The sequence below is a fragment of the Natronorubrum marinum genome (assembly GCF_052040125.1).
Lineage (GTDB): Archaea > Halobacteriota > Halobacteria > Halobacteriales > Natrialbaceae > Natronorubrum.
Genome location: NZ_JBPPFV010000002.1, coordinates 65,771 through 89,958, shown reverse-complemented (window position 1 = coordinate 89,958; position 24,188 = coordinate 65,771). Strand labels below are relative to the sequence as shown.

General features: G+C 63.4%; 24 protein-coding genes. 15 read left to right on the top strand and 9 right to left on the bottom strand.

Going from position 1 to position 24,188, the window contains the following annotated elements; all coding sequences use genetic code 11:
* Positions 1 to 9: 9 nt before the first annotated feature.
* Complete coding sequence (locus tag ACSFC5_RS10095; RefSeq protein ID WP_440765123.1) at positions 10 to 657, bottom strand: sulfite oxidase-like oxidoreductase; 648 nt, start codon at positions 655 to 657, stop codon at positions 10 to 12.
* Between the two features lie 284 nt (positions 658 to 941).
* Here ACSFC5_RS10095 and ACSFC5_RS10090 point away from each other — a divergent pair, with 284 nt between their 5' ends.
* Positions 942 to 1,241 (top strand): hypothetical protein, encoded by a 300-nt coding sequence (locus ACSFC5_RS10090; RefSeq protein WP_440765122.1) that lies wholly within the window; start codon positions 942 to 944, stop codon positions 1,239 to 1,241.
* Between the two features lie 287 nt (positions 1,242 to 1,528).
* The gene (locus ACSFC5_RS10085; protein WP_006091440.1) at positions 1,529 to 1,750 is read left to right on the top strand and encodes a ribbon-helix-helix domain-containing protein; all 222 of its coding nucleotides are present in this window, start codon (positions 1,529 to 1,531) and stop codon (positions 1,748 to 1,750) included.
* A gap of 28 nt (positions 1,751 to 1,778) precedes the next feature.
* On the opposite strand, the gene ACSFC5_RS10080 is transcribed toward ACSFC5_RS10085, so the two are convergent.
* Positions 1,779 to 1,967, bottom strand: coding sequence for a DUF7550 family protein (locus tag ACSFC5_RS10080; RefSeq protein WP_440765121.1), 189 nt, complete (start codon positions 1,965 to 1,967; stop codon positions 1,779 to 1,781).
* Between the two features lie 158 nt (positions 1,968 to 2,125).
* Here ACSFC5_RS10080 and hisF point away from each other — a divergent pair, with 158 nt between their 5' ends.
* Positions 2,126 to 2,938, top strand: coding sequence for an imidazole glycerol phosphate synthase subunit HisF (gene hisF / locus ACSFC5_RS10075; protein WP_440765120.1), 813 nt, complete (start codon positions 2,126 to 2,128; stop codon positions 2,936 to 2,938).
* 295 nt (positions 2,939 to 3,233) lie between these two features.
* On the top strand, positions 3,234 to 4,046 hold the full coding sequence (locus tag ACSFC5_RS10070; RefSeq protein ID WP_440765119.1) for a hypothetical protein: 813 nt from the start codon (positions 3,234 to 3,236) through the stop codon (positions 4,044 to 4,046).
* 36 nt (positions 4,047 to 4,082) lie between these two features.
* Here ACSFC5_RS10070 and ACSFC5_RS10065 read toward each other — a convergent pair whose 3' ends face one another.
* Positions 4,083 to 4,367 (bottom strand): DNA-directed RNA polymerase subunit L, encoded by a 285-nt coding sequence (locus ACSFC5_RS10065; protein WP_440766297.1) that lies wholly within the window; start codon positions 4,365 to 4,367, stop codon positions 4,083 to 4,085.
* A gap of 352 nt (positions 4,368 to 4,719) precedes the next feature.
* Between ACSFC5_RS10065 and ACSFC5_RS10060 the strand changes: the two genes are divergently transcribed.
* The 6 genes from ACSFC5_RS10060 to ACSFC5_RS10035 all read left to right on the top strand — a co-directional run bounded on the left by ACSFC5_RS10060 (position 4,720) and on the right by ACSFC5_RS10035 (position 12,910).
* The gene (locus ACSFC5_RS10060; protein WP_440765118.1) at positions 4,720 to 5,190 is read left to right on the top strand and encodes a GNAT family N-acetyltransferase; all 471 of its coding nucleotides are present in this window, start codon (positions 4,720 to 4,722) and stop codon (positions 5,188 to 5,190) included.
* Between the two features lie 303 nt (positions 5,191 to 5,493).
* A complete protein-coding gene (locus tag ACSFC5_RS10055) occupies positions 5,494 to 7,365 on the top strand; it encodes a rhomboid family intramembrane serine protease (RefSeq protein WP_440765117.1) in 1,872 nt (623 codons plus the stop codon).
* A gap of 402 nt (positions 7,366 to 7,767) precedes the next feature.
* On the top strand, positions 7,768 to 8,535 hold the full coding sequence (locus ACSFC5_RS10050; RefSeq protein WP_440765116.1) for an ABC transporter ATP-binding protein: 768 nt from the start codon (positions 7,768 to 7,770) through the stop codon (positions 8,533 to 8,535).
* On the top strand, positions 8,525 to 9,805 hold the full coding sequence (locus tag ACSFC5_RS10045; RefSeq protein WP_440765115.1) for an ABC transporter permease: 1,281 nt from the start codon (positions 8,525 to 8,527) through the stop codon (positions 9,803 to 9,805). The genes ACSFC5_RS10050 and ACSFC5_RS10045 overlap by 11 nt, the downstream gene beginning before the upstream one ends.
* A complete protein-coding gene (locus ACSFC5_RS10040; RefSeq protein ID WP_440765114.1) occupies positions 9,802 to 11,055 on the top strand; it encodes an ABC transporter permease in 1,254 nt (417 codons plus the stop codon). Before ACSFC5_RS10045 ends, ACSFC5_RS10040 begins: the two co-directional genes overlap by 4 nt.
* Positions 11,056 to 11,341: 286 nt before the next feature.
* Positions 11,342 to 12,910 (top strand): HTTM domain-containing protein, encoded by a 1,569-nt coding sequence (locus ACSFC5_RS10035; protein WP_440765113.1) that lies wholly within the window; start codon positions 11,342 to 11,344, stop codon positions 12,908 to 12,910.
* Positions 12,911 to 12,937: 27 nt separating this feature from the next.
* Here ACSFC5_RS10035 and ACSFC5_RS10030 read toward each other — a convergent pair whose 3' ends face one another.
* From ACSFC5_RS10030 to ACSFC5_RS10020, 3 genes are all read right to left on the bottom strand, one after another.
* Positions 12,938 to 14,440 carry an HTTM domain-containing protein gene (locus ACSFC5_RS10030; protein WP_440765112.1) on the bottom strand — a complete coding sequence of 501 codons (1,503 nt, stop codon included), beginning with the start codon at positions 14,438 to 14,440 and terminating at the stop codon, positions 12,938 to 12,940.
* A gap of 222 nt (positions 14,441 to 14,662) precedes the next feature.
* Positions 14,663 to 15,298, bottom strand: coding sequence for an METTL5 family protein (locus ACSFC5_RS10025; RefSeq protein ID WP_440765111.1), 636 nt, complete (start codon positions 15,296 to 15,298; stop codon positions 14,663 to 14,665).
* Between the two features lie 10 nt (positions 15,299 to 15,308).
* Positions 15,309 to 15,710 (bottom strand): DUF7961 family protein, encoded by a 402-nt coding sequence (locus ACSFC5_RS10020; protein ID WP_440765110.1) that lies wholly within the window; start codon positions 15,708 to 15,710, stop codon positions 15,309 to 15,311.
* A gap of 163 nt (positions 15,711 to 15,873) precedes the next feature.
* Between ACSFC5_RS10020 and ACSFC5_RS10015 the strand changes: the two genes are divergently transcribed.
* Complete coding sequence (locus ACSFC5_RS10015) at positions 15,874 to 16,041, top strand: TFIIB-type zinc ribbon-containing protein (RefSeq protein ID WP_440765109.1); 168 nt, start codon at positions 15,874 to 15,876, stop codon at positions 16,039 to 16,041.
* Positions 16,042 to 16,180: 139 nt separating this feature from the next.
* On the opposite strand, the gene ACSFC5_RS10010 is transcribed toward ACSFC5_RS10015, so the two are convergent.
* Both ACSFC5_RS10010 and ACSFC5_RS10005 read right to left on the bottom strand, forming a co-directional pair.
* A complete protein-coding gene (locus ACSFC5_RS10010) occupies positions 16,181 to 17,212 on the bottom strand; it encodes a disk-shape morphogenesis protein volactin (protein ID WP_006091426.1) in 1,032 nt (343 codons plus the stop codon).
* A 98-nt stretch (positions 17,213 to 17,310) separates the two neighbouring features.
* Positions 17,311 to 18,213: a cell division protein CdpA domain-containing protein gene (locus tag ACSFC5_RS10005; protein WP_440765108.1), complete on the bottom strand. Its 903-nt coding sequence runs from the start codon at positions 18,211 to 18,213 to the stop codon at positions 17,311 to 17,313.
* A gap of 225 nt (positions 18,214 to 18,438) precedes the next feature.
* On the opposite strand from ACSFC5_RS10005, the gene dph2 reads away from it, so the two are divergent.
* Positions 18,439 to 19,485, top strand: coding sequence for a diphthamide biosynthesis enzyme Dph2 (gene dph2, locus ACSFC5_RS10000; protein WP_440765107.1), 1,047 nt, complete (start codon positions 18,439 to 18,441; stop codon positions 19,483 to 19,485).
* Positions 19,486 to 19,545: 60 nt separating this feature from the next.
* Here the strand turns inward: dph2 and ACSFC5_RS09995 are convergent, their stop codons facing one another.
* Positions 19,546 to 19,683: a hypothetical protein gene (locus ACSFC5_RS09995; RefSeq protein WP_440765106.1), complete on the bottom strand. Its 138-nt coding sequence runs from the start codon at positions 19,681 to 19,683 to the stop codon at positions 19,546 to 19,548.
* A 209-nt stretch (positions 19,684 to 19,892) separates the two neighbouring features.
* Between ACSFC5_RS09995 and ACSFC5_RS09990 the strand changes: the two genes are divergently transcribed.
* The 3 genes from ACSFC5_RS09990 (at position 19,893) to ACSFC5_RS09980 (ending at position 24,067) form a co-directional block, all read left to right on the top strand.
* A complete protein-coding gene (locus tag ACSFC5_RS09990; protein ID WP_440765105.1) occupies positions 19,893 to 21,104 on the top strand; it encodes a DUF7344 domain-containing protein in 1,212 nt (403 codons plus the stop codon).
* Positions 21,105 to 21,283: 179 nt separating this feature from the next.
* Positions 21,284 to 22,117 (top strand): MBL fold metallo-hydrolase, encoded by an 834-nt coding sequence (locus ACSFC5_RS09985; protein WP_440765104.1) that lies wholly within the window; start codon positions 21,284 to 21,286, stop codon positions 22,115 to 22,117.
* 69 nt (positions 22,118 to 22,186) lie between these two features.
* Positions 22,187 to 24,067 (top strand): midas domain-containing protein, encoded by a 1,881-nt coding sequence (locus ACSFC5_RS09980; RefSeq protein WP_440765103.1) that lies wholly within the window; start codon positions 22,187 to 22,189, stop codon positions 24,065 to 24,067.
* Positions 24,068 to 24,188 lie beyond the last annotated feature (121 nt).

The window sequence follows — 24,188 nt, the reverse complement described above, 5'->3', positions numbered from 1 at the left end:
GGCTATCGATCAGCTATATCGCTCTTCCTGCCACGGGTCCGCCGTCTGGGAGTAGCCGCGTTTCTCCCAGTAGCCGCGTTCGGTCTCGGTGAGGAACTCGACGCCGTCGACCCACTTGGCCCCCTTGTAAGCGTACTTGTGGGGCGTGACAACCCGCAGCGGGCCCCCGTGATCCGGCGGGAGCGACTCGCCGTCGTACGCCCACGCGAAGAGCACCTCCTCGCGCAGGCAGTCCTCGAGCGCGAGATCGGTCGTGTAGCCGTCGAGTGCGGAGAACATCACGTGGACGGCCTGACCCGACTCCGTTCGGTTGCCCGACAACCGTCGTTCGTCAGCGTCGTCGATGACCCCCGCTCGCTCGGCGAGCATCGGGAACGGGACGCCCGTGAACTCGCAGTCGAACTTGCTCCAGCCGGTGACGCAGTGGAAATCCTGTCGCTGCGTCTCGCTGGGGAGCGCCTGAAACTCCTCCCAGGAGAAGGCGAGCTCCTTCTCGACCGCGCCGGTAACGGTGAACTCCCACGTTTCGGGGTCCCAGTCGGGCGTGGGCCCCTTCGAGAGGACAGGAAACGCCTCGGTCTCGCGCTGTCCGGACGGGAGTCGGTCGTCGCCGAACTCCCGGTAGAGCTCCGTGACGTCGGTGACGTCGTTAGTCATACGGGTGGGTTAGTGCCGACGGACGTAGATGTGACGCTCGGCGACGATCGGTCTCCGAGATCGCGACGACCGACACGACGGCCGGTCGAACGCTCCCGCCGCTCGAGCCGCGTGCTCGGTGACACCCGACTCGAGTGATACGATCGCCGACACGTAACCCCGATTTTCGGGGACGGCGCCGCGGTTGGAACGGAGTGGAACAGTCGAGTCGACATCACAATTCACGCCCTTCCTCTCGAAACCCTCGCCACCCCTTAGTACAGTCTCGACCACCCTCACAGTGTATGGCGAGCAGACAACAGCTATCCGAACGGGACGTCAGCGAACAGTCAGCAGAAGAAGTCGGCGAAGAGGCCATGGGCCCCGCAGCCATCGCGTCGGCCGCGTCGGTCGGGCTCTCGCTCTACTACTTCTTCATCCGCGGGGAGCGCCGGCTCGGGACCTTCATCGGCCTCTGGCCGCCGACCATCCTCGCGTTCGCGAGCTACTTCAACCAGCGAAAGATGCGCAACCAGCTCGAGACGATCACCCAGCCGGGGACGTCGCTCAAGAACGCGTTCGACTCGATGATGGGCAACAAGTAGAGCGACACCGACGCTGACCAACGCTTCGGTCGCGGTACCGAGACGCGACTACCGGACCACGTACCGACCGGCCACTTCTCCGTCGGTTTCGCTCGAGCGATACTGACACGTTCGAGATCGGTGTTCCGATGGCCCCCACAGCGGCGGTAACACATCCAACACGGGCAGTACATTCTGTACGACGACGACGATTCGCCGGCCAGCCGAGAGCCACCGCGGTGGCCCAATTCCGGACACCGTGGAGTCCCCGTCAAACCTAAATACCCCCTCGCCGAAAGCCGAATCAGATGCCGAAAGTAGAGATCACCATACCGGAACACCTCGAGATGCAGATCGCCCAGATGGTCGAACGCGGCGAGTTCGTCAATCGCGAAGAGGCGATCGAGGACCTCCTGTCGACCGGTATCAAAGCCTACAAGACCAGTGGACCGATGGACGAAGACGAGGGTGGCCCTGGCGGCCTCGAAGACGACGGTATGATGGGTCACGACGACGAGTACGTCTTCTAACGACCACGTTTCCGCACCGCGTTCTGTCTTAGGGAGCGACGGCGATCAGTGGAACCCCGAACGCGATAGCGACGCCGATCAACACGATCACGAAGCCGATACCCGCTTCGCGTGCAGTAAACTCGCTCATCGGAGCGGTCGTCCGTTCGGCCTCGAGGTCGTGGCCGACGGCGGCGGCCGTATCCGGTTCGTCTGCTGGATCCGTATCGTCTGCCATAGCTGCGTGTTGCCGGCTCAGGGCCTTAAAGACACGCGATTGCGAACCGAATCGGTTCAGCTGTAGAGAGTCGAGCAGAGATCACCGCATCGCTCACGCCCACTACCCGATGCAGACCACTTTACTACTCCGGGTGCCAACGCTCGAGTAACGACCACATGTTGACCAAGCGCATCATTCCGTGTATCGACGTGGATCTAGACGAGGACGGGAACCCGGCGGTCTACACCGGCGTTCACTTCGAGGACCTGAAATACACCGGCGATCCGGTCGAGATGGCCAAGGCGTACAACGAGTCCGGGGCCGACGAGTTCGTCTTCCTCGATATCACCGCCTCCGCGGAGGGCCGCGAGACCATGCTCGACGTCGTCCGCGACGTCGCCGACGAGGTCTTCATCCCGCTGACCGTCGGCGGCGGCATCCGCACGACCGACGACATCAAGGAAACGCTACGTGCGGGCGCGGACAAAGTCTCGATCACGACCGGCGCGTTAGAGCGACCCGAACTCATCAACGACGGCGCGAAAGCCTTCGGCAGCCAGTGCATCGTCATCAGCGTCGACGCCAGACGCCGCTTCGACGAGAAGGGCGAACACTACGTCGAGGTCGATGGCGAGGCCTGCTGGTTCGAGTGTACCAAGAAAGGCGGCCGCGAGGGGACGGGGATCGACGTCCTCGAGTGGGCCCAGGAAGCAGAGTCCCGTGGCGCGGGCGAACTGTTCGTCAACTCGATCGACAAGGACGGGACCAAGGACGGCTACGACCTTCCGCTGACGAAGGCGGTCTGTGACGCCGTCGATACGCCGGTCATCGCCTCCTCGGGCTGTGGCGGCCCCGAAGATATGTACGACGTGTTCACCGAGGCCAACGCCGACGCCGGTCTCGCGGCGTCGATCTTTCACTTCGACGAGCACTCGATCGGCGAGGTAAAGGAGTATCTGGACGAACGGGACGTGCCGATACGACGCTGAACCTCGAGGTCTGAGCGGAAGCGAAGCAACATGCGAGCCGCGAGCGGGGGACGAGCGAGCGGCCTTTTTCGACCAGATTTTTGCGCGAGCGGTGAGTGAAGCGAACCCGAGCGGAACAAGGTGGGAACGGAGTATCCTGATGAACGGGACGTTCAGGTTCCACGCTGACTGCGATTCCAACCGATTCTGAGGGGAGGATCAGCGGCCGATTTTGAGGTCGAGCGTACGGTTCCTTTCATCCCATCCGTTTCGGCTTCCAATACGCTTATATCTGCCCGGTCGTGCTCTACTACCAGTGAAGTGGCGGTGTACGTGGTGTGGTAAACCACACGATTCGAACGATCCGCCCTGCGATAGCTGCGGCCACAACACGTTCGAAGAGGCGGTCGTCCGGCAGGAGGAGTTCGAGACGGTCGACACCGGCACGCAGTACATGTGGGTCTGTGCGAGCTGCGGTCGCCAGCACATGAAGAACAACCCGCCCTGCTCGCGCTGTGGGGACCACGACCTGGAGAAAACTGAGCAGCGATACAGCGACGTCGATCGGGATCTCGAGGTCCCCAGTTGGCTCGAGGTCGCCAAACCCTACGCGCCGATTATCGTCGGCTTCGCCCTGATCGTCGCCCTGTTCGCGACGGGGATCGTCTCGACATCGATCATCCCCGGCATCGGAACGCCGTCGCCGCCCGACGCGCCCGGCGAGGGAACGGAGGCTGCCGGAATCGACCTCGAGGCGACCGAAGGCGAGGTTCACGACCGACTCGAGGCGGAACGGAACGCGGACGAGTCGCGGTCCTCCGACGACGGACTGGCGGCGTACGCCGAATACCTGAACCGCGCGGACGTGGCGAGAACGTACGATGACGCGAATCCGGATTCGGTCGACGGGAGCGACTTTGGCGTGGAGTGTCGCAACGACCTCGTCGGTGTGAACGTGCCGATCCCCGGCTCGATCGACGACTACGACGACGAGGCCGCGCTCGGAGCGGCCGTCGCCGAGGCGGTGATGGCGAGCGACGGCCTCACCGATCCCGGACTCGAGTCCGAAGGACTCGACCTCCACGTCGGTCCCGACGGCGCGCTCTACGGCGTCTATCTGACGTGTTGAAAGAGAAGTGCGAGACGCGTCGGCGATCGATCCTGCTTAGGCGGCCGCTTCGAACGCGTCGCGGAACGCCGTCGTTTTCCCGCGGACGTCGCCCGCTGCTGCCTCGAGCGCCTCGAGGGGATCGACGCCTTCCACGGTTTTGATGGTCAGGATCGGCTCCGTCTGACCGCCCGACTGTTCGGGGTTGACGTCGTAGGTGGCGGCCGTGATGTCGTCGTGCTCGAGCAGCGTCCCCTTCAGGACGTTCATAAACGTGTGATCCTCGCCGGCGATCTCGATCGAGAGTTCGTTCTCGGTGCTCTCGGTGACCCGCAGTTCCATGTCGATGAGTCCGGTCGTCGGCCGCTTGTACCTTTCTGTTCGGAGTGGCGTCTCTCGAGGAGTGATATCCGAATCGACGGCTGTGGGAATGCACTGGCTCCAGCGTGTCATAGAAAACTTCGCACGCACATCCGATCCAAGTCTTGTTAGGACTCTCCGTCCAAAATATAGGGCGCGAACCTAGCGCGCTTACTTCCATCAGGTAATATAGATGTTGAGAGAGCCATACTGAAAATATAGCGCATGTCTTGCACACTGCTCCGGTCGAATCTGTCGTTATCGGTCCTCGGGGACCGAGTGCAGAAAGGTCAAAATCACAGTTTTCAACACCAATATTGGTAGTATCGAACATATGGCGAACCCGATCATCCGACAGGCGACTGTTGAGGATGCTGAACAGCTTGCCGCGGTTTACAGGAGCGCATATCAAGAAAACCGCCGGCTCGGATTTCCGGCCAAAGCGGAATCCATCACAGCAGATACGGTTGCAAAATGGATTCGAGCCGCTCACATGTTCGTCGGCACTGTTCAAGGAGATGTCGTTGGTGGAGTTCGGCTCGAAGCAATCGACTCGGACAGGTTGAAACTCAGCCGGCTCGGTGTACACGAGGAGTGGAAGACCCAAGGAATCGGGAGCGAATTAGTGAACGTCGCTGAGGTGTGGGCAGGGGACGCTGGGTACGAGATTGTACGGTTGACAACACCTGAAGACCATCCCTATCTTCCCAATTTTTATCATGACCGTGGTTACGAAAAAACCGGGAACTACCCGCTCGAATACCGCGATTATGACGAAATTATTATGGAAAAGCAAGTCCGCTAGGTGAGTATCTGTAATGCACAAACTGGCTCAACCTATCCACTATATCTAGCAGGTGACTTTTGATAGGGAGTGGAAAGTTCCCGAACCGCTGCGTTACGTCGTTCGCCTGTGTATTGCACCGATTTATGTAATTATACTCAGTCCAGCATATATCTCCAGCCATTTGAATCGAATCGAGTCGGCTGTGAATATTTCTCCGACACGCTACTGGCTCTGTTTCGAGACGATTGAGAGACTCGAGTTCCTGGCTGCACTGGCGCAATAGAAGTAAATCCATATACACGCTCGCTCGAACGTCTGGATATGCTCTCGCTCGAGACCGTCCAGTGGGTCCTCCTGACGGTCGTCCTCCCCATCGTTACGGTGGCCACGGTGCTCCTCTCCGTGGCGGTCGTCAGTCGACTCCATCGAACCGACGCTCGGTGGGGCGACGTGACCCGCTCGAGGCTCGTGATGGGCGTCCCGTGGGGGTCGCTGATCGTCATCGCGCTCGTCTGGTGTGTCTACCTGTTCGTCCAGGACGGGATCACGGCGTTCAGCGATCCCGTGACGATCCCCTACCGGGCGTACTCGTACTTCTATCCGCTGGGGATGCTGACGGCGTCGTTCTCCCACGCCGGACCGAACCACATCCTCGGAAACCTCGCCGCCGCCGTCGTCGTCGCACCCATCGCGGAGTACGCCTGGGGACACTACCCCGACGGACGGGAAGCCGATTCGTCCGACACTGACAGACGGGGAGCGGACCCGGTTGACTCATGGCGTACCAACCCCTGGATCCGCGCACTGCTGGTCTTTCCGCTCATCGTCGTCGCGATCACGATCCTCACGAGCCTGTTCGCGCTCGGGCCCGTGATCGGCTTCTCGGGTGTCGTCTTCGCCTTCGCCGCGTTCGCCCTCGTTCACTACCCCATCGCGACGATCGTCGGCGTCCTCGGCGTACAGGGCGTGTTGCTGACGCTCTACCGTGCGCTCCGGAATCCGATTGGGGTCTACGTCGCCGAGCCAAGCGCCCCCTCCGCACCGTCGTGGGCCGGCATCGCCATTCAGGGACACGCCCTCGGCTTTTTCATCGGTCTCGTGCTCGGAATCGCACTGCTTCGACGACGCGGACGCCGCCCAGACGCGCTTCGAATCTGGATTGCGATCCTCATCTTCGGCTTCGCACAGGGGCTCTGGCAGATCTACTGGTTCGGTGGCGGGAACGTCTTCTACCTCTATCAAGGTCCCGGCGTACTGATCGTCACGGTGCTCGCGCTCGTGGTTACCGTCGCGATCACGGCCAGCGAGCGCCCCGTCGTTCCGGCGCGGCTCAGCCGCCGGTTCGCTCGAGGCCGCCGACCCCCGTCCGAGTCGGCCGTCGCCCGCCCGGTCGAACTCGCTCGCAACAGCGGTGACGGGGGCGACTCCGACGCGACAGCCCTGACTGCTCCCCTCGAGCGGATCGGCGAAATAGCCGCCACGTCCGACGCTCGCGACTCGGGTCGGCTCTCGGACGTCGGCCGGAGACAGGCCGCGTTCACGCTCGTGATCGTCGTTCTCGCCGTCCTCGCCGGCATGGCGATCCCGGTCAACTTCTTCGTACTGGACGGCGAAGCCGCCTCCTCGGACGCGGCCGTCGAGATCGAGGATTACACGATTCAGTACGCCGAGGACGTCGAGTACGAACTCGTCTCGCCCGTCAGGATCGGGCCGCTATCCGACGCCGTCGCCCTCGATGCCAGCGGCGTGATCGTCGCGAGCGAGGAGCGACAGCTCTGGGTGGAGGTGGTCCCGGCCCGGCAACTCGAGTTCTCGGGCGAGGAGTCGATCGCCGTCGGCGGGCCCGGCTGGCGCGAGACCGTCCACGTCGAACGGACCGGCTGGGAGCCGGTCGGCAACGACAGCGTCTACCAGGTCGAAATCTGGGCCGAGGGCGACGAGCCGCAGCTCGCCCACGAGTCGAACGGGTCGCGCGCGGACGTCCGAATCGACGACCGGAACGTGACGATTTCGTCCGTGGACGGCGAGTTCACCCTCGAGGTCGAGTCGACCGAGACCGGGGACGTCGAGACGGCGCCGCTGCCCGAGTCGAACGAGTCGACTGCAGCGAGCGGACTCACGTTCGAGCGGGAGGACGATACCGTATACGCCGCCGCCGACGGAACGCGGATCGCCATCGCGAGCGCGGAGTAGCCGCTCCCGATCCCGCGAGACGGATTCGACGGCCTGAACGTCCGTATGCCGTCCGTTCGTGACAGCGATCGATCCGGTTCGGAGATCGACCCTCGATGGGAATCAGTCGGGCGTTCCGGTGCTTCTACCGGGAGTTAGACCGCGGTTTCGGTCGGTTGGTGCCAGCAGGAACGGCTAGTTGAGCGAGACAGTCAGTATTACGACGACGTTTCGCCGGACGGGACTTCGATCGGCGCTGACGAACCAGTCGAAACTCGAGACGGTCGCGTAGCGATTACTGTGGTGGCTGAGAACCAGTTTGGCGGTTTCGCTCGAGCCGTTAACGGCCACGTGGTCGAGAGAAGCCGGAGAGAAACAATATCCGGCTCCGCCGTTCGTTCGAGCGAGTTGAACTCTGGACCGATGAGCAACTACGCACCACGGCAGGCGACCGCCTCGAACGACGACTCGAGTACCGACGACGTCGAATCGCCGACGGCCGTTCGGCTCGAGTCCGTCACTCACGAGTACGGGGCGAACGGGGGCCGAGGCCGCTCGGGCGAGGATCGAACCGTAACCGCCCTGCGCGACGTCTCGTTCGACGTACAAGCGGGCGACGTCGTCGGTCTCGAAGGACCGAGCGGGAGCGGCAAGTCGACGATCCTCCACGCGGTTTCGGGGCTGCTGGTTCCCTCCGACGGCGCCGTCGAGCTGCTGGACACCGATCTCACGGCCTGCTCGAACCGGGAGCGAACCCGGTTGCGACGTCGACACGTCGGGATCGTCTTCCAGCGTTTTCATCTGCTCCCGTCGCTCTCGGCCCGCGCGAACGTTGCGTTGCCGCTCGTCCAGGCAGGAATTTCCCGAGCGAAGCGACGCGAGCGCGCCGAAACACTGCTCGAGAAGGTCGGCCTCGGCGATCGGATCCACCACCTCCCGGGCGAACTGAGCGGGGGTGAACGACAGCGCGTCGCGATCGCGCGGGCGCTCGTCACCGATCCGGACGTGATCGTCGCCGACGAACCGACGGGCGAACTCGACACGGCGACCGGCGAGGACGTGCTCGACCTCCTGATGGATATCGGCCGCGATCGGGCGCTGCTGGTCGCCTCGCACGACGAGTCGACGCTCGCCGTCGCCGACCGCGTGGTCACCCTTCGCGACGGACGGGTGGTCTCAGATGGAGGCTGACGACGAGTTCGACGCCGCGCGCGACGGCTCTCGTCGAACGCGCTGGCGCGGTCTCGTCGGGGTCTCGGTCGTCAGGCTGTGGAAACGGACGGTTCGAACGCGCTCGAGGCGCGTCGTGGCGACGGTCGGTGCCGTCGCCCTGACGATCGCCCTGCTGCTGGTCGTGACCGGGGTCGCGCTCGGCCTCGCCGGCGGCGGCGCGGTCGACGACACCGACGCGGACGTCCAGATCCTTCCCGAAGAGAGCGGCGCGCTGTCGGCCGTCGACGGCGTGGAGGGGCCGCGACTGGGTGAAACCAACGAACGCGCGGAGTCGATCCGCTCGAACGACGATGTCGACCACACCTCGCCCATACTGGTCGAACCGGTGAAACTCGAGTCGGCCGACGGTGGCGAACCGAAAACCGTTCTCCTCGTCGGCGTCGTCCCGGACGACGAGTCCCGAACCGTCGGCGGGCTTTCGACCGATGCGCTCGAGCCGGGCGATCCACACTACGCCAACGGCTCGTACGACGGTCCGCGGGCGGGCGAACTCGTCCTCTCCGAGGCGGCCGCTGACCGACTCGAGGCGGAGCCGGGCGACGAACTGACCGTCGGCGGATCACAGCTCCCGGAGAACGCGTCTGTACCCACAGTGACGGCCGCTGCCGTCGAGGAGGCCGGCGGGGATGACGACGAGACACCGGTCGCGCTCGTTCATCTGAGCGAACTCCAGGCGCTTTCGGGAGCCGACAACGACCGGCTGGCCGACCGGGTGCTGATCTGGGGCGACACCGACGCGGCGGAGTCGGCCGCCGCGGACGAGTATCCCGACGCCGCGGTCGAAACTCACGACGGAACCGATCCGTCGGCGCTGTTCGGCGACGGGCTGGCGTTCGCGACCAGCCTGCTCGCATTCGTCGTCGGCATCGCCATCTGCGCCTCGTTCGTCGCGACGACCGCGGGGATGACCGTCACCGAAGACCGTCGAACCCTCGCCGTCCTCGAGGCAGTCGGTTACCCGACGCGTAGTCGGCTCTCGATCGTCGCCGTCTCGACGCTGCTGACGACCCTCGGGGGCGCACTGGTGGGGATCGTCCTCGGCGTCGGCGGTATCTACGCCGTCAACGCGCTGGCCGGCGCAACGGTCGCGCCGGGTGCCGTCGCGGTCGTCCACCCGATACTCGTCCCCTACGCGCTCGCCGTCGCGCTCGTCTCTGGGCTCGTCGCCATCCCCTATCCGCTCGCCGTCGCCGCGCGAACCTCCGTTCTCGAGGAGGTGGGGCGATGAGCTCGAACCTTCGACGAGCGGGCCGGCGGCTGCGAGCCGTCGTCGGGCTGGCGTTCGCACAGCTTCGGCGCTCGCCCGGACGAACCGCACTCACCGTGTTTGCGGTCGCGCTCGCGGTGCTGTCGGTGACGCTGCTCGCGAGTCTCGGCGTCGGCGTCGTCCAGACCGGCGAGGACGGGATCGACAACGCCGGCCGGGATATCTGGGTCTCGAGCGAGCCGATCGATCCCTCGGCCAGCGGTACGTCGAACCCGATCGTCGGCTCTCACGCCCTCGCTTCAGAGATGACCGAACGCGACGACGTCAGTTCGGCCGCACCGATTGCGATGCACGATATCTACGTCGGAACGGAGGCCGACGACCTCGAGCGGACGTCCGCGGTCGGGGTCCACGAGACCCACGACGGCTTCGGCTTCGAAGCGGGAGGCGGGTTCGAAAGCAGGATGAACCACACCACGAGCGAACATCCGGACGGCGAACGGCCCAGCGAACCGGAAAACGAGGAGATCGTGCTCGACCCGGACACCGCGGCGGCTCACGATGTCGAGGTCGGCGACACGGTCTACGTCGGAACCAGTCGAGAGTCGGCGCCGAACCACGAGTTCACCGTCGTCGGCATCTCCGCGTACTACTCGCAGTATCTGGGCTCGGACACGGAGACGGTCCCGCTGACGGATCTCCAGGCCATCGCTGGGACGACCGGAACGGATCGGGCGACGTTTATTACCGCCAGCGTCGAGGACGACGCCGACCGCGACGCCGTCGTCGAGGACCTGGACGAGGAGTACGCGGCCTACGACGTCCGGACCAGCGACGAGCAGATCGGCGCGATGTTCGAAGAACAGCCCCTTGTTCTCGCCAGCGGCGCGACGCTGATCGGCCTCGCCGTCGTCGGCGGGATCGTCCTAACCGTCAACCTGTTCGTGCTCGTCGCCTACCAACAGCGGGACGAACTCGCCGCCCTCCGGGCGATCGGGCTCTCTCGGTGGCTGCTCGCGGGAACGATCGCCGTCCAGGGACTCGTCATCGGCGTCCTCGGCGGGGTCCTCGGGCTCATCCTGACACCCCCGCTCGCGGCCGGGCTGAACTACCTCGCGTCGTCGGTCATCGGCTTCGGGGAGCTGCTCCGGACGCCGCTCGAGGTCTACCTGCTCGGACTCGCGCTGGCCATCGTCGTCGGGACGGTCGTTGCGCTCGTCACCGGCTGGCGGGCGAGTCGCTACGCGCGGATTCAGCACCTCAACGGGTAGGGAGTCGTCCGAAGCGAACACTTCACTCACTTTGTCGCGCCCGCGACGAACGCCGGACCGAACCGAGGGAATCGGAACGGTCCGGAGTCGAGTCGGGAGTCGTCCGCGAGTACCGACAACGGCGTACCGGTTCCGAACTCGGCGTACTATCGGCTGTTACGGCCTCGATACCGTTATCGAGGCGTTCGCCGTCCCGTCGATCCACAAAACCTATAAGAAAGATCTCTCCATCCACCACCGTATCGATCGTCGTTGAACCCGCCGCGATCGGCCGAGTGCGAGACACATGGACGGAGACCGAAACGGAAGTCAGGGCCAGCCGGCTACTGGCGGGTGTCGCGACCGCAGCGATCGGCTCGAAGCGATTCGCGAGGCGGTCCGATCCCGGTTCGAAATCGACACGCGATCTCTCGCCGCACTCCGCATCGCCCTCGGGCTGCTCCTCCTCCTGGATCTGATCCATCGAGCCGGGGCTATCGAGCGGTTTTACACCGACGACGGAGCGTATCCGTTGGCTGCGTACGAGGCAGCGTATCCCCAGTTCAGCGGGCTGTCGCTCCACGCCGCGTCCGGTGAACTGTGGTTCCAGCAGTTGCTGTTCGTCGTGGCCGCGCTGTTCGCGGTCGCGCTGATCGCGGGCTATCGGACGAGAGTCGTCGCCCTCGTCTCGCTTCTCCTGTTGCTTTCGTTGCACGGGCGAAATCCGGCGGTTCTCAACGGGGGAGATCGACTGCTCAGGGTGTTGCTCTTGGTCGCGCTCCTGACCCCGCTCGGGGAGCGGTGGTCGGTCGACGCAGTTCGGCGAGGGACGGCTCGGACCACCGTCGTCGGCGTGACGACCGCGGCGCTTCTCGTCCAACCCCTCGCCGTGTTCACTCAAAACGCAATCCTCAAACACCGCGGAACGACCTGGTACGCCGGCGAAGCGGTCGAAATCGCGCTCGCCAATGATGCGATGACGATCTATCTCGGAAACCACCTCGGGAGCGTTCCCGCGCTCCTCGAAGCGATCAACTGGATCTGGATAACGCTCCTCGCGGGATCGGTTGCGTTCCTCTTGCTGCCCGTTGGCCGGTTACGCGCGGCGGTCGCCCTCGTGTATATCGGTGCGTTTCTGGGAATGATCCCGACCATCTCGATCGGCCTGTTTCCGCTCGTACTCGCGGCAGCGATCCTTCCGTTCCTGACGAGTCCCTTCTGGGAGGCGGTCGATCGCGTACGTTCGTCTCGGCGGTTTCCCGGTACGCGTCCGATTGCCGCCCACCTCGCTCAGTTCAACCGACGACCCGCGGAACGGCGTCTTCTGGATCGCCACCGGCGAAGCGACCGCGAATCGGCTCGGTCGGTCGTCCGCAGATACGGTCGGTCGGGACTGACGGTGCTCGGAGTGATCGTTCTCGGTTGGATACTGCTCTTCGGCGCCGTCCACGCGACCGGACACGACGTTCCGGAGGAGATCGACACGCCCCTCCTCGAGGAACAACGGTGGGGGCTGTACGCACCGGATCCCTCGGATTCGTACAGCTGGTACGTCGTCGAAGCGGAACTGGACGACGGAACGACGGTCGATGCGCTCGAGGGCGGAGCCGTGACGACGGATCGACCGCCGGACGCCTCACAGGAGTACGACACCTTCCGGGATCGCAAGTTCATGGAAGCCGTTCGTGACTCCGGCAGCGGGCCGGAAACCGGCATTACCGCCGAGAGGTACGCGGACTGGGCCTGCGAGCGCGCCGACAGGGGACAGGCCGGTGCGGTCGAGCGCGTAACGGTCCACAGGTTCGATCAACCTAGTTCAATCGAGGGACCGTACGAGGAGCCGAGTCGGACGACGGTCATCGAGTGGGAGTGTTGACGACCACCGTCAGATCGACGCAGGCCATCAACACGAGTAGCTGATCCGTTCGCTCGGCGTTGGATCGCCGACCGCTCCGTCCGAATCGACCGACTGTTCGACGTGATGGATCGTTATCGACTCGACGTCGGACTCCACGCGCTGACAGAAGTACGCCGCTGCTGGCTCGTAGTGCGTTTCACCGAAATTCCGCATGTCGAGCCCGTACTCGAGCCAGAGCGCTGATTCGTACGCCTCCGCGGCGTTCGGCGGCCGATCGAACGCGACCGCCCCGCCATCGGCTGCGTCGACCGTCTCGCCTGACTCGAGTTCCGCTTCGAGGACGTACCAACTGGACGTGTCGGGCGGGTTCGGCGCAAAAAACGCCCAGCTCGCGTCGGCCAGCTCACCATCCGACACCGGCGAATCGACGACCCCGATGCCCGCTAGCTGCCAGACGAGTAGCGAGGCCAGAACGCAGACGAGTACGAGCGAACAGCAGCCGCGAAGACCGCGGCGAATACGAGCGCCGGTCGCCGGCGACGTCGTCGCTTCCGGTTCGGACGCTCCGTCTCGGACCAACTCGATCCGTCGAATTATCAGTTCGAACGCGCTCGAGCCGTGATCTCGGCGGACCCCGTCGAACCGATCCCAGGCCCGCGGCGGGAGAAACAGGAGCAGTCCGGCTATCATGACGAACGGGAAGACGCCGAGACGCATCGTCGCGGCCATGCCGAGGTGTACGAAACCGAACGCGAGGACGAGCACGGTTCGAAATCGGCCGACAAAGAGGATCAAAAACGGGGACGTAGAGAGCAGGCCGACCCAGAACCAGTTGGCTGCGGTGAGCGCCGCGGTGTACTCCGCGAGGTGCGGGCCGAGCCCGACGAAGTACTCTTCGACGTGGAAGATGCGGGGGACCGCCGTCCCCGACAGCCACGGCTCGCTCTGATACTTGCGGACCGCGTTCGTCGCGTAGATGATCACGAAGTGAAGGAGGATTGCCGCGGTGCCGACCGAACAGACGCGACGGTCGTTTCGGTGTCGCCGACCGCCGTCGAGCGACCAGCGCGCATCGAGCGGGAGGAACAGCCCGAAGAACAGGAACGTGAGAAGAATCGTGTTCCCGCCGTTGATCACGTGTGGATTCCTGGCGTACAGGGAGGCGAGCAGAAGAAGCGAGACGCCTGTGGCTAGCCGGGTTCGGTAGCCGACGAGCAGGAAGACGGCGACACAGCCGGCGATGGCGAACAGGATCCCCTGTACCCACGCCGAACCGGATATCGCGTGAAGGGAAGCAGCCGCAAACGTCGGGTAGACTTCGGCGAGCGCCGACCGTGGAAAGACGCCGTCGTCGGTGTAGAAGGTGACGAGCCCCGGCAGTCGGTAGGCGATCAAATCGACGATCAACAGGAGCCCCAGCATGATCCGGAACGCACCGAGTGCGCGCGGATCGATCCCGAGTCGCGCGCCGGAAGCCGTACGCAACGGCTTGAGCACCGAACTGCAGCGTTCCGCGACCGTCGATAACCGTGGTGGAGGGCTCGTCATCTGCGGGGTGTCAGTTCGGGTGATTTAACGGCTACTACAAGTGTTTTGTCGTCTCCGGTCTCCCAGTTCGAGCGCTCGGTCCTCGAGAGCGTACGGACGTAGCGCGGCTACCGACACCGACAGTAGACGATAGTGACAGGTAAAATAATTTTCACGTTTATCTGACTGGTCTCGTGCAATCGGGTGTGCGTCGACGGTCAGCGGCACCGATAGTGACCGCGTTTACCACTCGATCCGGAACACTTCCGCCTCGAGCGTTCGCTCGGCGTCGGTGTGGAACTCGAACCGGTTCGCGATGGGGAACTCGGCACGGAACGCGTGTGTCACGTCGCCACCTTCGTCCGCGGCGAAGGATTCGACGAACTCCTGGCTCCCCTCGTTGTGGATCGTGTAGGAAACGTCGGCGATCGACCGGGCGGTCTCGAGGAACGCGCGGTCGGCGTGGCGGTTCCCGCGCTGGGCACCGAACGGCGGGTTCGAGACGACCGTTACGTCGGCATCGGCTGCGGAGAGCGGCGGCTGAGTCGCGTCGCCGCGGACCCACTCGAGGAGCCCGTCCCGCCCCGCCTCGTCGATCCGCGCGGCGTTCGCCTCGGCCAGTGCGAGCGCGTCGGCATCGACGTCGATGCCGACGACGCGGTCGGCCCCGGCGAGCGAGGCCCCGATCGCGAGCATCCCGGTTCCGGTCCCGAGATCGACGACCCACCCCGACAGATCGTCCTGCATCCGCGCCTGGTGACAGACGTGTGCGGCGATCTCCGGCGGCGTGAGATACTGCTCGAGTGCGGCTGATGGCTCGGAAAAGTCGGCGAGCGCTTCGAGCGCTCGAGCGAGGGTACGTCGCGACGGGCCGGACATTACCGCGTCGTTAGGAGTCGAGGCTGATAGCACCGTCGAGTTCGAGCGCGAGCCCCTCGCGCTCGGCGCGTTCGGCACAGGCGGCCAGCGCGGGCCGCACCTTCTCCGGATCGGCGATATCGTCGATCTCGAGCGTAACGGTGCCGACGCCGAGGAAGGCACCGGCCCGCACGTACGCTCGCACGCGGTCGATCTCCTCCTGGGTCGCAAGCGAGCAGTCCTCGTCGAAGCAGGCGTCGACGGTCAACTCCGCCGGGATCAGCCCGTCCTCGGTCAGGTCGCGCTTTAGGTCCCGAAGGTAGCCGGGCGCCGTCGACTCGAGCGTCGGCGCCTCGAGCGTGACGGGGGTGACATCGGCGGGTTGACAGGCGTCGATCGTCCGATCGGGTTCGGGGGTCGGTGACGTACTCATTGCAACCACATACATGAGTCGCATACAAAAACCTTTGTAAATGCTCAGTGGTAATATAGTGGCTGAGAATCCGGCGACTGACCACGCTGCTCGAGTCAACCGAGTGTGCCGGCTTCATGACAAGTTTGAATAGAGTTAAGGAGAGTCCATGTGAGAGATAGGTATGGAGTGTCCACGGTGCCAGGGGTCGCTGGAGGAATACTCGCTGGGTGATGTCTCGACGGTCACCTGTCCGCACTGTGATTTCGCGGATGTCCCCGTCGACCACATCCAGGAGGGGGAAGAGACGGAGTCCTGGCGAGACGCGTTTAACCGATTTTACGAACAATGAGCCATCGGGCCGGATGTTGCTGATGGCTAATAACTGACGACTGGCGAGACGTATCTGCCGACTGATTCCGTCGCGGTCGCACGAGTCCGTGCAGCGATGACTCTCGTGGTCGGCTGGAGAGACGGAAAAACCGGGTCGCTTACTCGGCTTCCGCTTCGACTTCTTCGTCGTCCGCTCCCGTGTCGTGGTCGACGTCCTCGTCGGAGCGTGCGGCCACGAGGCCACCGCGTGCGACGCTGTACAGTGGCTCGTTGGCGTGTGAGACGCCGCTGATCGAGAACGGAATGTTTGCGTCCTCTAAATGGTCACGGAACAGCGCCTCGAAGCCGCTGGGGCTCGAGGTACCGCCGGTGACGACGACGGGAACGTCGAGCCCTTCCTCGACGTCCTCCTCGTCGACCTCCTTGACGATGTTCTCGATGACGTAGTCGAGCAAGTTCTCGTAGTAGATCGAGAGAGCACCCTCGACACCGCCGACGTCCGTCGTGAAGTCCAGTTCGAAGTCGTCCTCCTTGATGGAGGTGACCTTGTCGACGGGCGTGCCCGTCGCGCGCGCGGCCTGCTCGTCGACCCAGTCGCCACCGCGGGCGACGGAGAACTTCATGACCGGCACCGCGTAGTACGCCAGACAGACGTTCGTCATCCCGGCGCCGAACGAGATACCGAGTCCGGTGAAGTTGTTGTCCGCGAGTTCGCTGTAGATGACGGACATCCCCTCGTTGATCGGTTCGGAGTCGTATCCCATATCGTCGAGGAACGACTCGATCGTCTTCTGGTGGTACAGCGTCGAGAGATCCGAGTCGATCGGATCCGCCGGGGACGAGAAGTACAGCTTCTCGTCCGGATACGCGGGCTCGCCGACGACCTGCTCGATGATGAGCTTCATCATCGGGATCGCGCTCTTCTCGTCGTTCGAGAGGATCCCGTGTTTCATCGGACGCCGCGTTTCCTTGTTGAAAATGTTCGCAAAGTTGAGGGCGTCGTCGCCGACGACGTACACCTTATCGTCCTTACGAATGTGAAGCACTTCGCTCCGAGAGAGCATCTGCTCGGCCATATCCGAGTATTCGATCTCTACGAAGGAGTTACGCTGTTGCACGAAAACCGTATCGTTCCCATCCTGCTGTGCAGACAAGATGTTCATCGTTCCAACGTCTAGGCCTTTCGCCATAGTTTGGCAAGGCGGCCGATGGATTATAAATCTATGTGAATAACTTACAGCTCAGACTAATAGACAATAAGAATAGTTTAACACAGGGCAGTAGCCGATTACTTTCGGCCGAATAGCTCTCGAAGCCGATCGAGCAGACCTGAGAGCGGTGAGCCGTCGTCCTCGGCCGTTGCCAGCTCCTCCGCTTGCTGTTGCTCGCGCAGTTCCTTGAGTTTCGCCGTCTGATCGTCGACCGTCGACTGCGAGGTCGTGGTTTTCGTCTCGCCGCCTTTCAGTCCCTTGAGACCCGCGACCTGCGCGTCGACGCCCGTCGAACGGGCCGTCTTCGTTCCGGCGTCGGTGTTGACCGATACCGCGTCGAACTCGTCCTCGGAGAAGCTGAGACGCTTGTGCTCGGTCTTTTCGACGCCACCCCAGGAGAGTTCGACGTCCTCCATCGCCTCGTCGATGTCGCTGCGGATATCGGCATCGGTGAGTTCGTCTTCCTCGTCAGTTTCGTCGTCCGAGTCGACGGTCCGGACCTGCTGAGCCATATCTAGATAGTGGGCAATCAGTGCTGCCCCCGTTGATGCGGTGATTCCGGCGAGACCGACGGCATAGGCTGCGACGACTTCGACCGTGTAATCGTTTCCGTACCCGTTCCAGTCGTCGGGGTACGCTCCGAGGAATCCGATGACGGCACCGATCGTGATCGCGACGCCGGCGATCGACGTGTACAGCATCCGTCGTTCCGACGGGAGCAACACGACGACCCCGAGCATGAACACGGGAAGTGAAATCATCACGAGCGCGTACGCGGGCTGTACCCAGGCGATGTACGATGCGGACCGAGTCTCGAAGGTGCCACTCCACACGAAAAGCAGGAGGGCAACGATCGCGAGTCCGATCCCACCGAGAAACAGGCTGAACCCGACGTAGACGTCGGTTCGATCCTCCGGTTCGCCGATGTATCGACGATAGATATCGAAGAGATACCCGTCTGCAGGCTGTTCCGCTGGCATTGCTACCGGGTTTATACTCCAGTACTATGACTGTTGGGTCGCGCTACCATTCTATATCAACGCCGACTCGACACGATATCTACGACCGTCAGATCGCATCGAATTCGAACCGTGCAGTCGGATACGCCCCGCTCGAGTCGGACACGAATTCACCCGATACGGTGGCCAATCCGCCGTATTCCTCACAGCGTGCAGTATTTACGTCCGTGGTCGTTAAGACGGTCAATGAGTCAAGAGTCGGAGTACACCGAAGGTGACCTCCGAAACACCGGGATGCGGTTGAAGCACGATCGGGAGTGGGACTACGAACTCGAGCAGATCGTCGACGCCATCGAGGAGCGAGACGCGACGAAGGTCGGCCTGCAGTTTCCCGAGGGACTGAAGCGACGCGGTCCCGCGGTCGCTGACGACCTCCGAGAACTCACGGACGGCGTGACGTTCATGCTCTCGGGGCAGCCGTGTTACGGCGCCTGCGACCTCGATACCTACCTGATGAAACGCACCGACGTCTTCGTCCACTTCGGCCACTCGCCGATGAAGGACACGGACAAGGTGATCTACGTCCCGCTGTTCTCGAACGTCGAGGTGCTCCCCATCATGGAGGAAGCGCTCGACACCTTAGAGCCGCCCGAGGAGACCGAGGGCGTCGGCCTCGTCACGACCGCCCAGCACATGAACCGCTACGAGGAGATGTGCGAGTTCCTCGACGAACAGGGCTACGACGTGCAGAGCCGCCGCGGCGACGAACGGCTGACCCACGAGGGACAGGTGCTCGGCTGTAACTACGCGAGCGCGGACGTACCCGCGGACCAGGTGCTCTACGTCGGCGGCGGGAAGTTCCACCCGCTCGGCCTGGCGATGGAACACCCCGACAAACACGTCGTCATCGCGGATCCGGTCAACAACGTCGTCACGCCGGCGGACACTGACAAATTCATGAAGCAGCGCTACGGCGCCGTCCACCGGGCGATGGACGCCGAGAAGTGGGGCGTCATCTTCTGTACCAAGATCGGTCAGGGCCGCTGGGAGATCGCCCAGGACATCATCGACGACAACGAGAACGCCTACCTCATCACCATGGACGAGGTGACGCCGGATCGACTGCGGAACTTCGATATGGACGCCTTCGTCAACACCGGCTGTCCGCGGATCACGACCGACGACGGCCCGCAGTTCCACAAACCGATGCTCACCCCTGGCGAGTACCGGATCGCCGTTGGCGACGAGCCGCTCGATAGCCTCTCGTTCGACACCTTCCACGGCACCTGGTAGCGACTCCGGTTCGTCCGTGAGACGGAATCATCTGGCCGACGGAACCCGGCCAGTCGATCGTCAGCCCTGTTCGTCTGTTTCGCATGCAGATCCCATCGGTTCTTCTTCGGCCTCGAGTTCGGTATCTCCCGCCTCACCCGGCTCGCGAACGCTGAGGGTCGGCGGTTTCGCCCCATCCGCTTCTGCGGGAGTACTCACGTTACAAGTGATTGATCGCGGAAATTATATCGCAGAATACAGTCTCGAGAAGATGACCATACTGTCCAAAGATAACTGAAATAGCAGACTACTATTCATGGTGTTTAGAATATATTCCGCCCACATTCAACATTTGATTGGTAATAAAGTGCTGATTCCAAAGTAGTTTGGAGCAGTTTTTTTGCCCGATAGCCCCCCACCAGTAATCGATGAGTAATCCCGACGCCGGCGGACGGTCGCCGCGATCTCGAGACGAGGTCTTCGATGCACTCGCAGACAGCGTCCGGCGTGAAATCCTCCGAATCGTTCACGGCCGATCGCCCAGCGGCGTCTCGACGACCGATCTCGCCTTCGAACTCGCCGCAGTAACCGCAGATAGCCCGCTCGCGTCAGTGACCGACGACGATCACCAGCGTGCGCTCGTCGACTGTCAGCACAGGCACCTGCCCGCGCTGGTCGACGCCGGACTCGTCGCGGAGACTGGCGACGGGACGGTCGTGACGACCGACCACTGGGTGTTCGACGATTCCGAATTCGACGCGACCTTCGCCGGCCGAACGGACGACGAAACCGATCTCGACGCCCTGTTCGGCGCCCTCGCCGACTCGCGACGTCGAACGATCCTCATCGTTCTCGGGAACCAGTACCACCCGCTCTCGACCGAGACCCTCGCTCGAGACGTCGCGGCTCGCGAGGCGGAGACCGCCGAGCGCGACGTGTCTCAGGAACGCGCCGAGCAGGTGCTGACCTCGCTCGTCCACGTTCACCTGCCACACCTGAACGACGCCGGTCTCGTCACCTACGATCTTGAGACGGGCAGTGTCTCCTACAAAGGACATCCCAGCCTGCGCACCGACTGGCTCGACAGCGACCCCGAACGGCCGCAGTCGGCCACCGGATCGGCCCCCGTCGAATCGACCGACGGTGACTCGAGCGATGAGGTTCGGACGGTACGCGGACGAGAGTCGATCGTCACGACCGGTCAGTCGCTCTGCGAATCAGCCGAAGAGGAACTGTTCATGATGTTCACGACGACGGGGCTGCTCGAGGAGGGCTGTTTCCGTCGGATCGAAGACGCGATCGATCGCGGGGTCGACGTCTACGTCGGATCGCGGGATCCCCGCGTTCGCGAGATCATACGCGACCGCGCGCCGGAAGTCGTCCTCTGGGAGCCACAGTTAGACTGGCTCAACCTGCCGCCGAACGGCGAGTCCGTCGGTCGGCTCGTGTTTGCGGACCGCAAAGCGGTCTTGTTGGGGACGCTCGGAACGCCAGCAGCCGACGGCGAGTACGACGAAACCGCCCTCGTCGGTGAGGGACCGGACAACGGGTTCGTCGTCCTCATGCGCCAGCTGCTCGGCTCGCGACTCGACCACCTGGATACCCTCAGCGAGACCGGTCAGTCGGAGATTCCGTTGTAACGCGACGGTACGGAACGATCCCAACGAACGATCGTGTGCCGATCGCCGACGGATCGGATTACTCTCGATCCCCCGCTTCGGCCCTCCCCACCCGCGTTCATTTTGTATCGATCCAGTTGACGCCGCTACGGTTCGCCGAGACAACAACACTTACCCAGTCGGTCCTCGCACGCACGCACATGATCAAAAGTGACTGGGGAGACTGGCTCGTTCGTGATGTCGAAGACGCTTCACCCGACGGGGTCGCGATCTGGTATCTCGGCTGCAACGGCTTCGTCCTCAAGGGGAGCGAGGGAACGACCGTCTACATCGACCCCTACCTCGGGCTGGGCGATCCGCCGCGAACCGTCCGGATGATTCCCGTTCCGTTCGATCCCGAGGACGTTGCCGAGGCCGACGCCGTTCTCGCGACGCACGAACACACCGACCACGTTCACGGCGCGAGTCAGGCGCCGATTCTCGAGCAGACTGAGGCCACCTTCTACGCACCCGACGACAGCCTCGCGGTCGCCCGGGACGAAGAGGAGTGGTCCGCAGAGTGGAATCTCGCGGACGAGCAGTTCGCCGAGGTCGGCGAAGGCGACACCCTCGAGATCGGCGAGTTTACCGTCCACGTCGAGGACGCCAACGATCCCGACGCGACCCACCCCGTGAGCTACGTCTTCGAACACGACGCCGGGACCTTTTTCCACGGCGGCGATACGAAGCCGTCAGACGAGTTCGAACGGATCGGCGACGAGTACGATATCGACCTCGGCGTCCTCGCGTTCGGTACCGTCGGGCGAATTCCCGACAAGGAGACCGGCGAACCCAAACGAACGCGCTGGTACAACGACGAGAACCAGATCGTCGAAGCCGCGTCGGCGCTGGGACTCGAGCGACTCCTCCCAAGTCACTGGGATATGTGGCGCGGACTGACCTCGGACCCGAAGGTGCTCCACCACCACGCGAAGAGTTTCGAGTACCCGACGCGACTCGATCTGGTCGAGATCGGCGACCGCGTCGATCTCTAGACGCGCTATGTGAACCAGATCTGATACTGTCCGTATCATTTATAGTAATGGTGTGGTAACGTTGGCCTCATGAGTAGCACCGCCGACACGGACGACGTGATCGAGGTCGATGCTGACGGGCTATCCGTCCGGAAAACGTTCGCGGCGGACGAGTTTCCCGTACCTGCGATCCGCTTCGAGATCGAATCCGAACGTGACGAACAGGTTGCATTTCGACTCTCCGAATCGATCCCCGAATCGTTCCCGATGGACAAAGTCGGGTTCCACCCGGAGTACAATAGCGACGACTGGACCGCGTTCCAGGACAACCACGTCGAGTTCACCGGCACGCTCGAGCCCGACGAAGAACTCGTCACGGTCTACGGCATCCGCATCGACGACGAGAGCGATGCCGAACAGTTCCTGACCGAGCCGGAAGTCGTCGAGGTCAGTTCCGACGGCGACGATGGCGGAACGGAGGCCGAAGAGGTCGCCGACGACGTCATCGGAAACATCGTCTCGGAGGACCGCAATCAGGCCGTCAAGGATATGATCGCCGGCGAATCCGAGTCCGTCCCCGGCCTCGAGGACGACGATTCGGCCGAAGCCGACGGAGACGACGAAGTCGAGGCCGCTGACGACGCGGACGACCTCGAGAACGAAGCCGGCGGACTCGATCTCGATCTCGGCGACATCGATCCCGAACCGGAGCCGGTCGACGACGAGACCGACGCGGACGAAGACGACACGCCGGATATCGACCTCGGCTTCGAAGAGGACGAGATTCCGGAACCTGACGACGCTGACCAGGAGGAGACGGACCTCGGGATCGATCTCGGCGTCGACGATGACGACGGAGACGATGCTGGAGACGAACCCGAACTCGAGGACGAGGAGGAGACTGACGACGAACCCGAGATCGAACTCGATCTCGAAGCCGCTGCGGCCACCGTCGAGGAAGACGAAGCGGACGTCGACGACGGTGCAGACGAAGATGAACCGCCGCTGGCTGAGTCGAGCGAGGACCTTGACGCCGATGCAGACGCGCCGTCGGCCGACGACGGCGACGTCGCCGACACGGAGCCCGACTCGTCCGTCGACGAACCCGAACTCGAGGACGACGAACCGACGACCGAAGAGACGGACGTCGACGAGCCATCGACTGCGGCCGACGAATCAGCCGTCGATGCCGAGGTGGACACCGTAGACGCCGCAGACGCCGCAGACGCCGCAGACGACGCACGGGACGGCGAAGCGAGCACGACCGACGCCGACTCGGAAACGGACACCTCGGAGACCGCGTTCGATGGCTCCGTCGCTGCCCGACTCGCGACGGAGATTCGCGAGGATGACATCGACGAGGACGATCTCGAGGCACTCCGCGCCGAACTCGATCTCGACCCGTCGGGTCCGGACGTTGCCAAAGTCGACCATCTGCAGCGCCGCGTCGAGGAACTCGCTGCCTACACTGACGCTCTCGAGCAGTTCCTCGAGGAGAACGGCACCGGGAAACAGCTCATCGAGGAGCTCACTGCCGATATCAGTCGCCTCGAAGGCGAGTTCTCGGCCATGGACGACCGACTCGACGAGACGGCAGCGACCGTCGACGACGTCGAAGCCGACGTGAGCGATCTCTCCGACTGGAACGCCAACCTCGAAAGCGAGATCGGCGCCGTCGAAACGGACGTCGACGAACTCGGGGACGACCTCGACGACGTCGCGGAGGACGTTTCGGCTGTCGAAGCAGACGTCGAGACGGTCGCGGACGACGTCACCGATCTCGAGGAAGACGTCGACGACGTCGAAGCTGACGTTGCAGACGTGGCCGAGGATCTCGACGATGTGGCCGACGACGTCGAAGACGTGGAGGACGACGTCGAAGCGATCGAAGGCGACCTCGAGGACGTTCAGGCCGACGTTACCGACATTCAGGAGTGGCGCGATCAGCTCGGTTCGATGTTCACGGAGTGAGACGGTCTGCTGTACCCGGGTCCCGGTGTGACCGCGGGACGGTTCGCGGTCTTCGGAACTGACTGACGGCTGTCCGTATGAACGACGTGGTTTTTCGAGGACGGTCTCGATCCGAATTCTC

Excerpts from the sequence above, each read along its gene's own strand:
- ACSFC5_RS10060 (WP_440765118.1), top strand. The coding sequence starts at position 4,720 with ATGGCGAACCCGATCATCCGACAGGCGACTGTTGAGGATGCTGAACAG.
- ACSFC5_RS10085 (WP_006091440.1), top strand. The coding sequence starts at position 1,529 with ATGCCGAAAGTAGAGATCACCATACCGGAACACCTCGAGATGCAGATC.
- ACSFC5_RS10020 (WP_440765110.1), bottom strand. The coding sequence starts at position 15,710 with ATGAGTACGTCACCGACCCCCGAACCCGATCGGACGATCGACGCCTGT.
- hisF (WP_440765120.1), top strand. The coding sequence starts at position 2,126 with ATGTTGACCAAGCGCATCATTCCGTGTATCGACGTGGATCTAGACGAG.
- ACSFC5_RS10045 (WP_440765115.1), top strand. The coding sequence starts at position 8,525 with ATGGAGGCTGACGACGAGTTCGACGCCGCGCGCGACGGCTCTCGTCGA.
- ACSFC5_RS10050 (WP_440765116.1), top strand. The coding sequence starts at position 7,768 with ATGAGCAACTACGCACCACGGCAGGCGACCGCCTCGAACGACGACTCG.
- ACSFC5_RS10035 (WP_440765113.1), top strand. The coding sequence starts at position 11,342 with ATGGACGGAGACCGAAACGGAAGTCAGGGCCAGCCGGCTACTGGCGGG.
- ACSFC5_RS10010 (WP_006091426.1), bottom strand. The coding sequence starts at position 17,212 with ATGGCGAAAGGCCTAGACGTTGGAACGATGAACATCTTGTCTGCACAG.
- dph2 (WP_440765107.1), top strand. The coding sequence starts at position 18,439 with ATGAGTCAAGAGTCGGAGTACACCGAAGGTGACCTCCGAAACACCGGG.
- ACSFC5_RS10040 (WP_440765114.1), top strand. The coding sequence starts at position 9,802 with ATGAGCTCGAACCTTCGACGAGCGGGCCGGCGGCTGCGAGCCGTCGTC.
- ACSFC5_RS10005 (WP_440765108.1), bottom strand. The coding sequence starts at position 18,213 with ATGCCAGCGGAACAGCCTGCAGACGGGTATCTCTTCGATATCTATCGT.
- ACSFC5_RS10025 (WP_440765111.1), bottom strand. The coding sequence starts at position 15,298 with ATGTCCGGCCCGTCGCGACGTACCCTCGCTCGAGCGCTCGAAGCGCTC.
- ACSFC5_RS09990 (WP_440765105.1), top strand. The coding sequence starts at position 19,893 with ATGAGTAATCCCGACGCCGGCGGACGGTCGCCGCGATCTCGAGACGAG.
- ACSFC5_RS09980 (WP_440765103.1), top strand. The coding sequence starts at position 22,187 with ATGAGTAGCACCGCCGACACGGACGACGTGATCGAGGTCGATGCTGAC.
- ACSFC5_RS10015 (WP_440765109.1), top strand. The coding sequence starts at position 15,874 with ATGGAGTGTCCACGGTGCCAGGGGTCGCTGGAGGAATACTCGCTGGGT.
- ACSFC5_RS10080 (WP_440765121.1), bottom strand. The coding sequence starts at position 1,967 with ATGGCAGACGATACGGATCCAGCAGACGAACCGGATACGGCCGCCGCC.
- ACSFC5_RS10095 (WP_440765123.1), bottom strand. The coding sequence starts at position 657 with ATGACTAACGACGTCACCGACGTCACGGAGCTCTACCGGGAGTTCGGC.
- ACSFC5_RS10055 (WP_440765117.1), top strand. The coding sequence starts at position 5,494 with ATGCTCTCGCTCGAGACCGTCCAGTGGGTCCTCCTGACGGTCGTCCTC.
- ACSFC5_RS10065 (WP_440766297.1), bottom strand. The coding sequence starts at position 4,367 with ATGGAACTGCGGGTCACCGAGAGCACCGAGAACGAACTCTCGATCGAG.
- ACSFC5_RS10090 (WP_440765122.1), top strand. The coding sequence starts at position 942 with ATGGCGAGCAGACAACAGCTATCCGAACGGGACGTCAGCGAACAGTCA.
- ACSFC5_RS10030 (WP_440765112.1), bottom strand. The coding sequence starts at position 14,440 with ATGACGAGCCCTCCACCACGGTTATCGACGGTCGCGGAACGCTGCAGT.
- ACSFC5_RS09985 (WP_440765104.1), top strand. The coding sequence starts at position 21,284 with ATGATCAAAAGTGACTGGGGAGACTGGCTCGTTCGTGATGTCGAAGAC.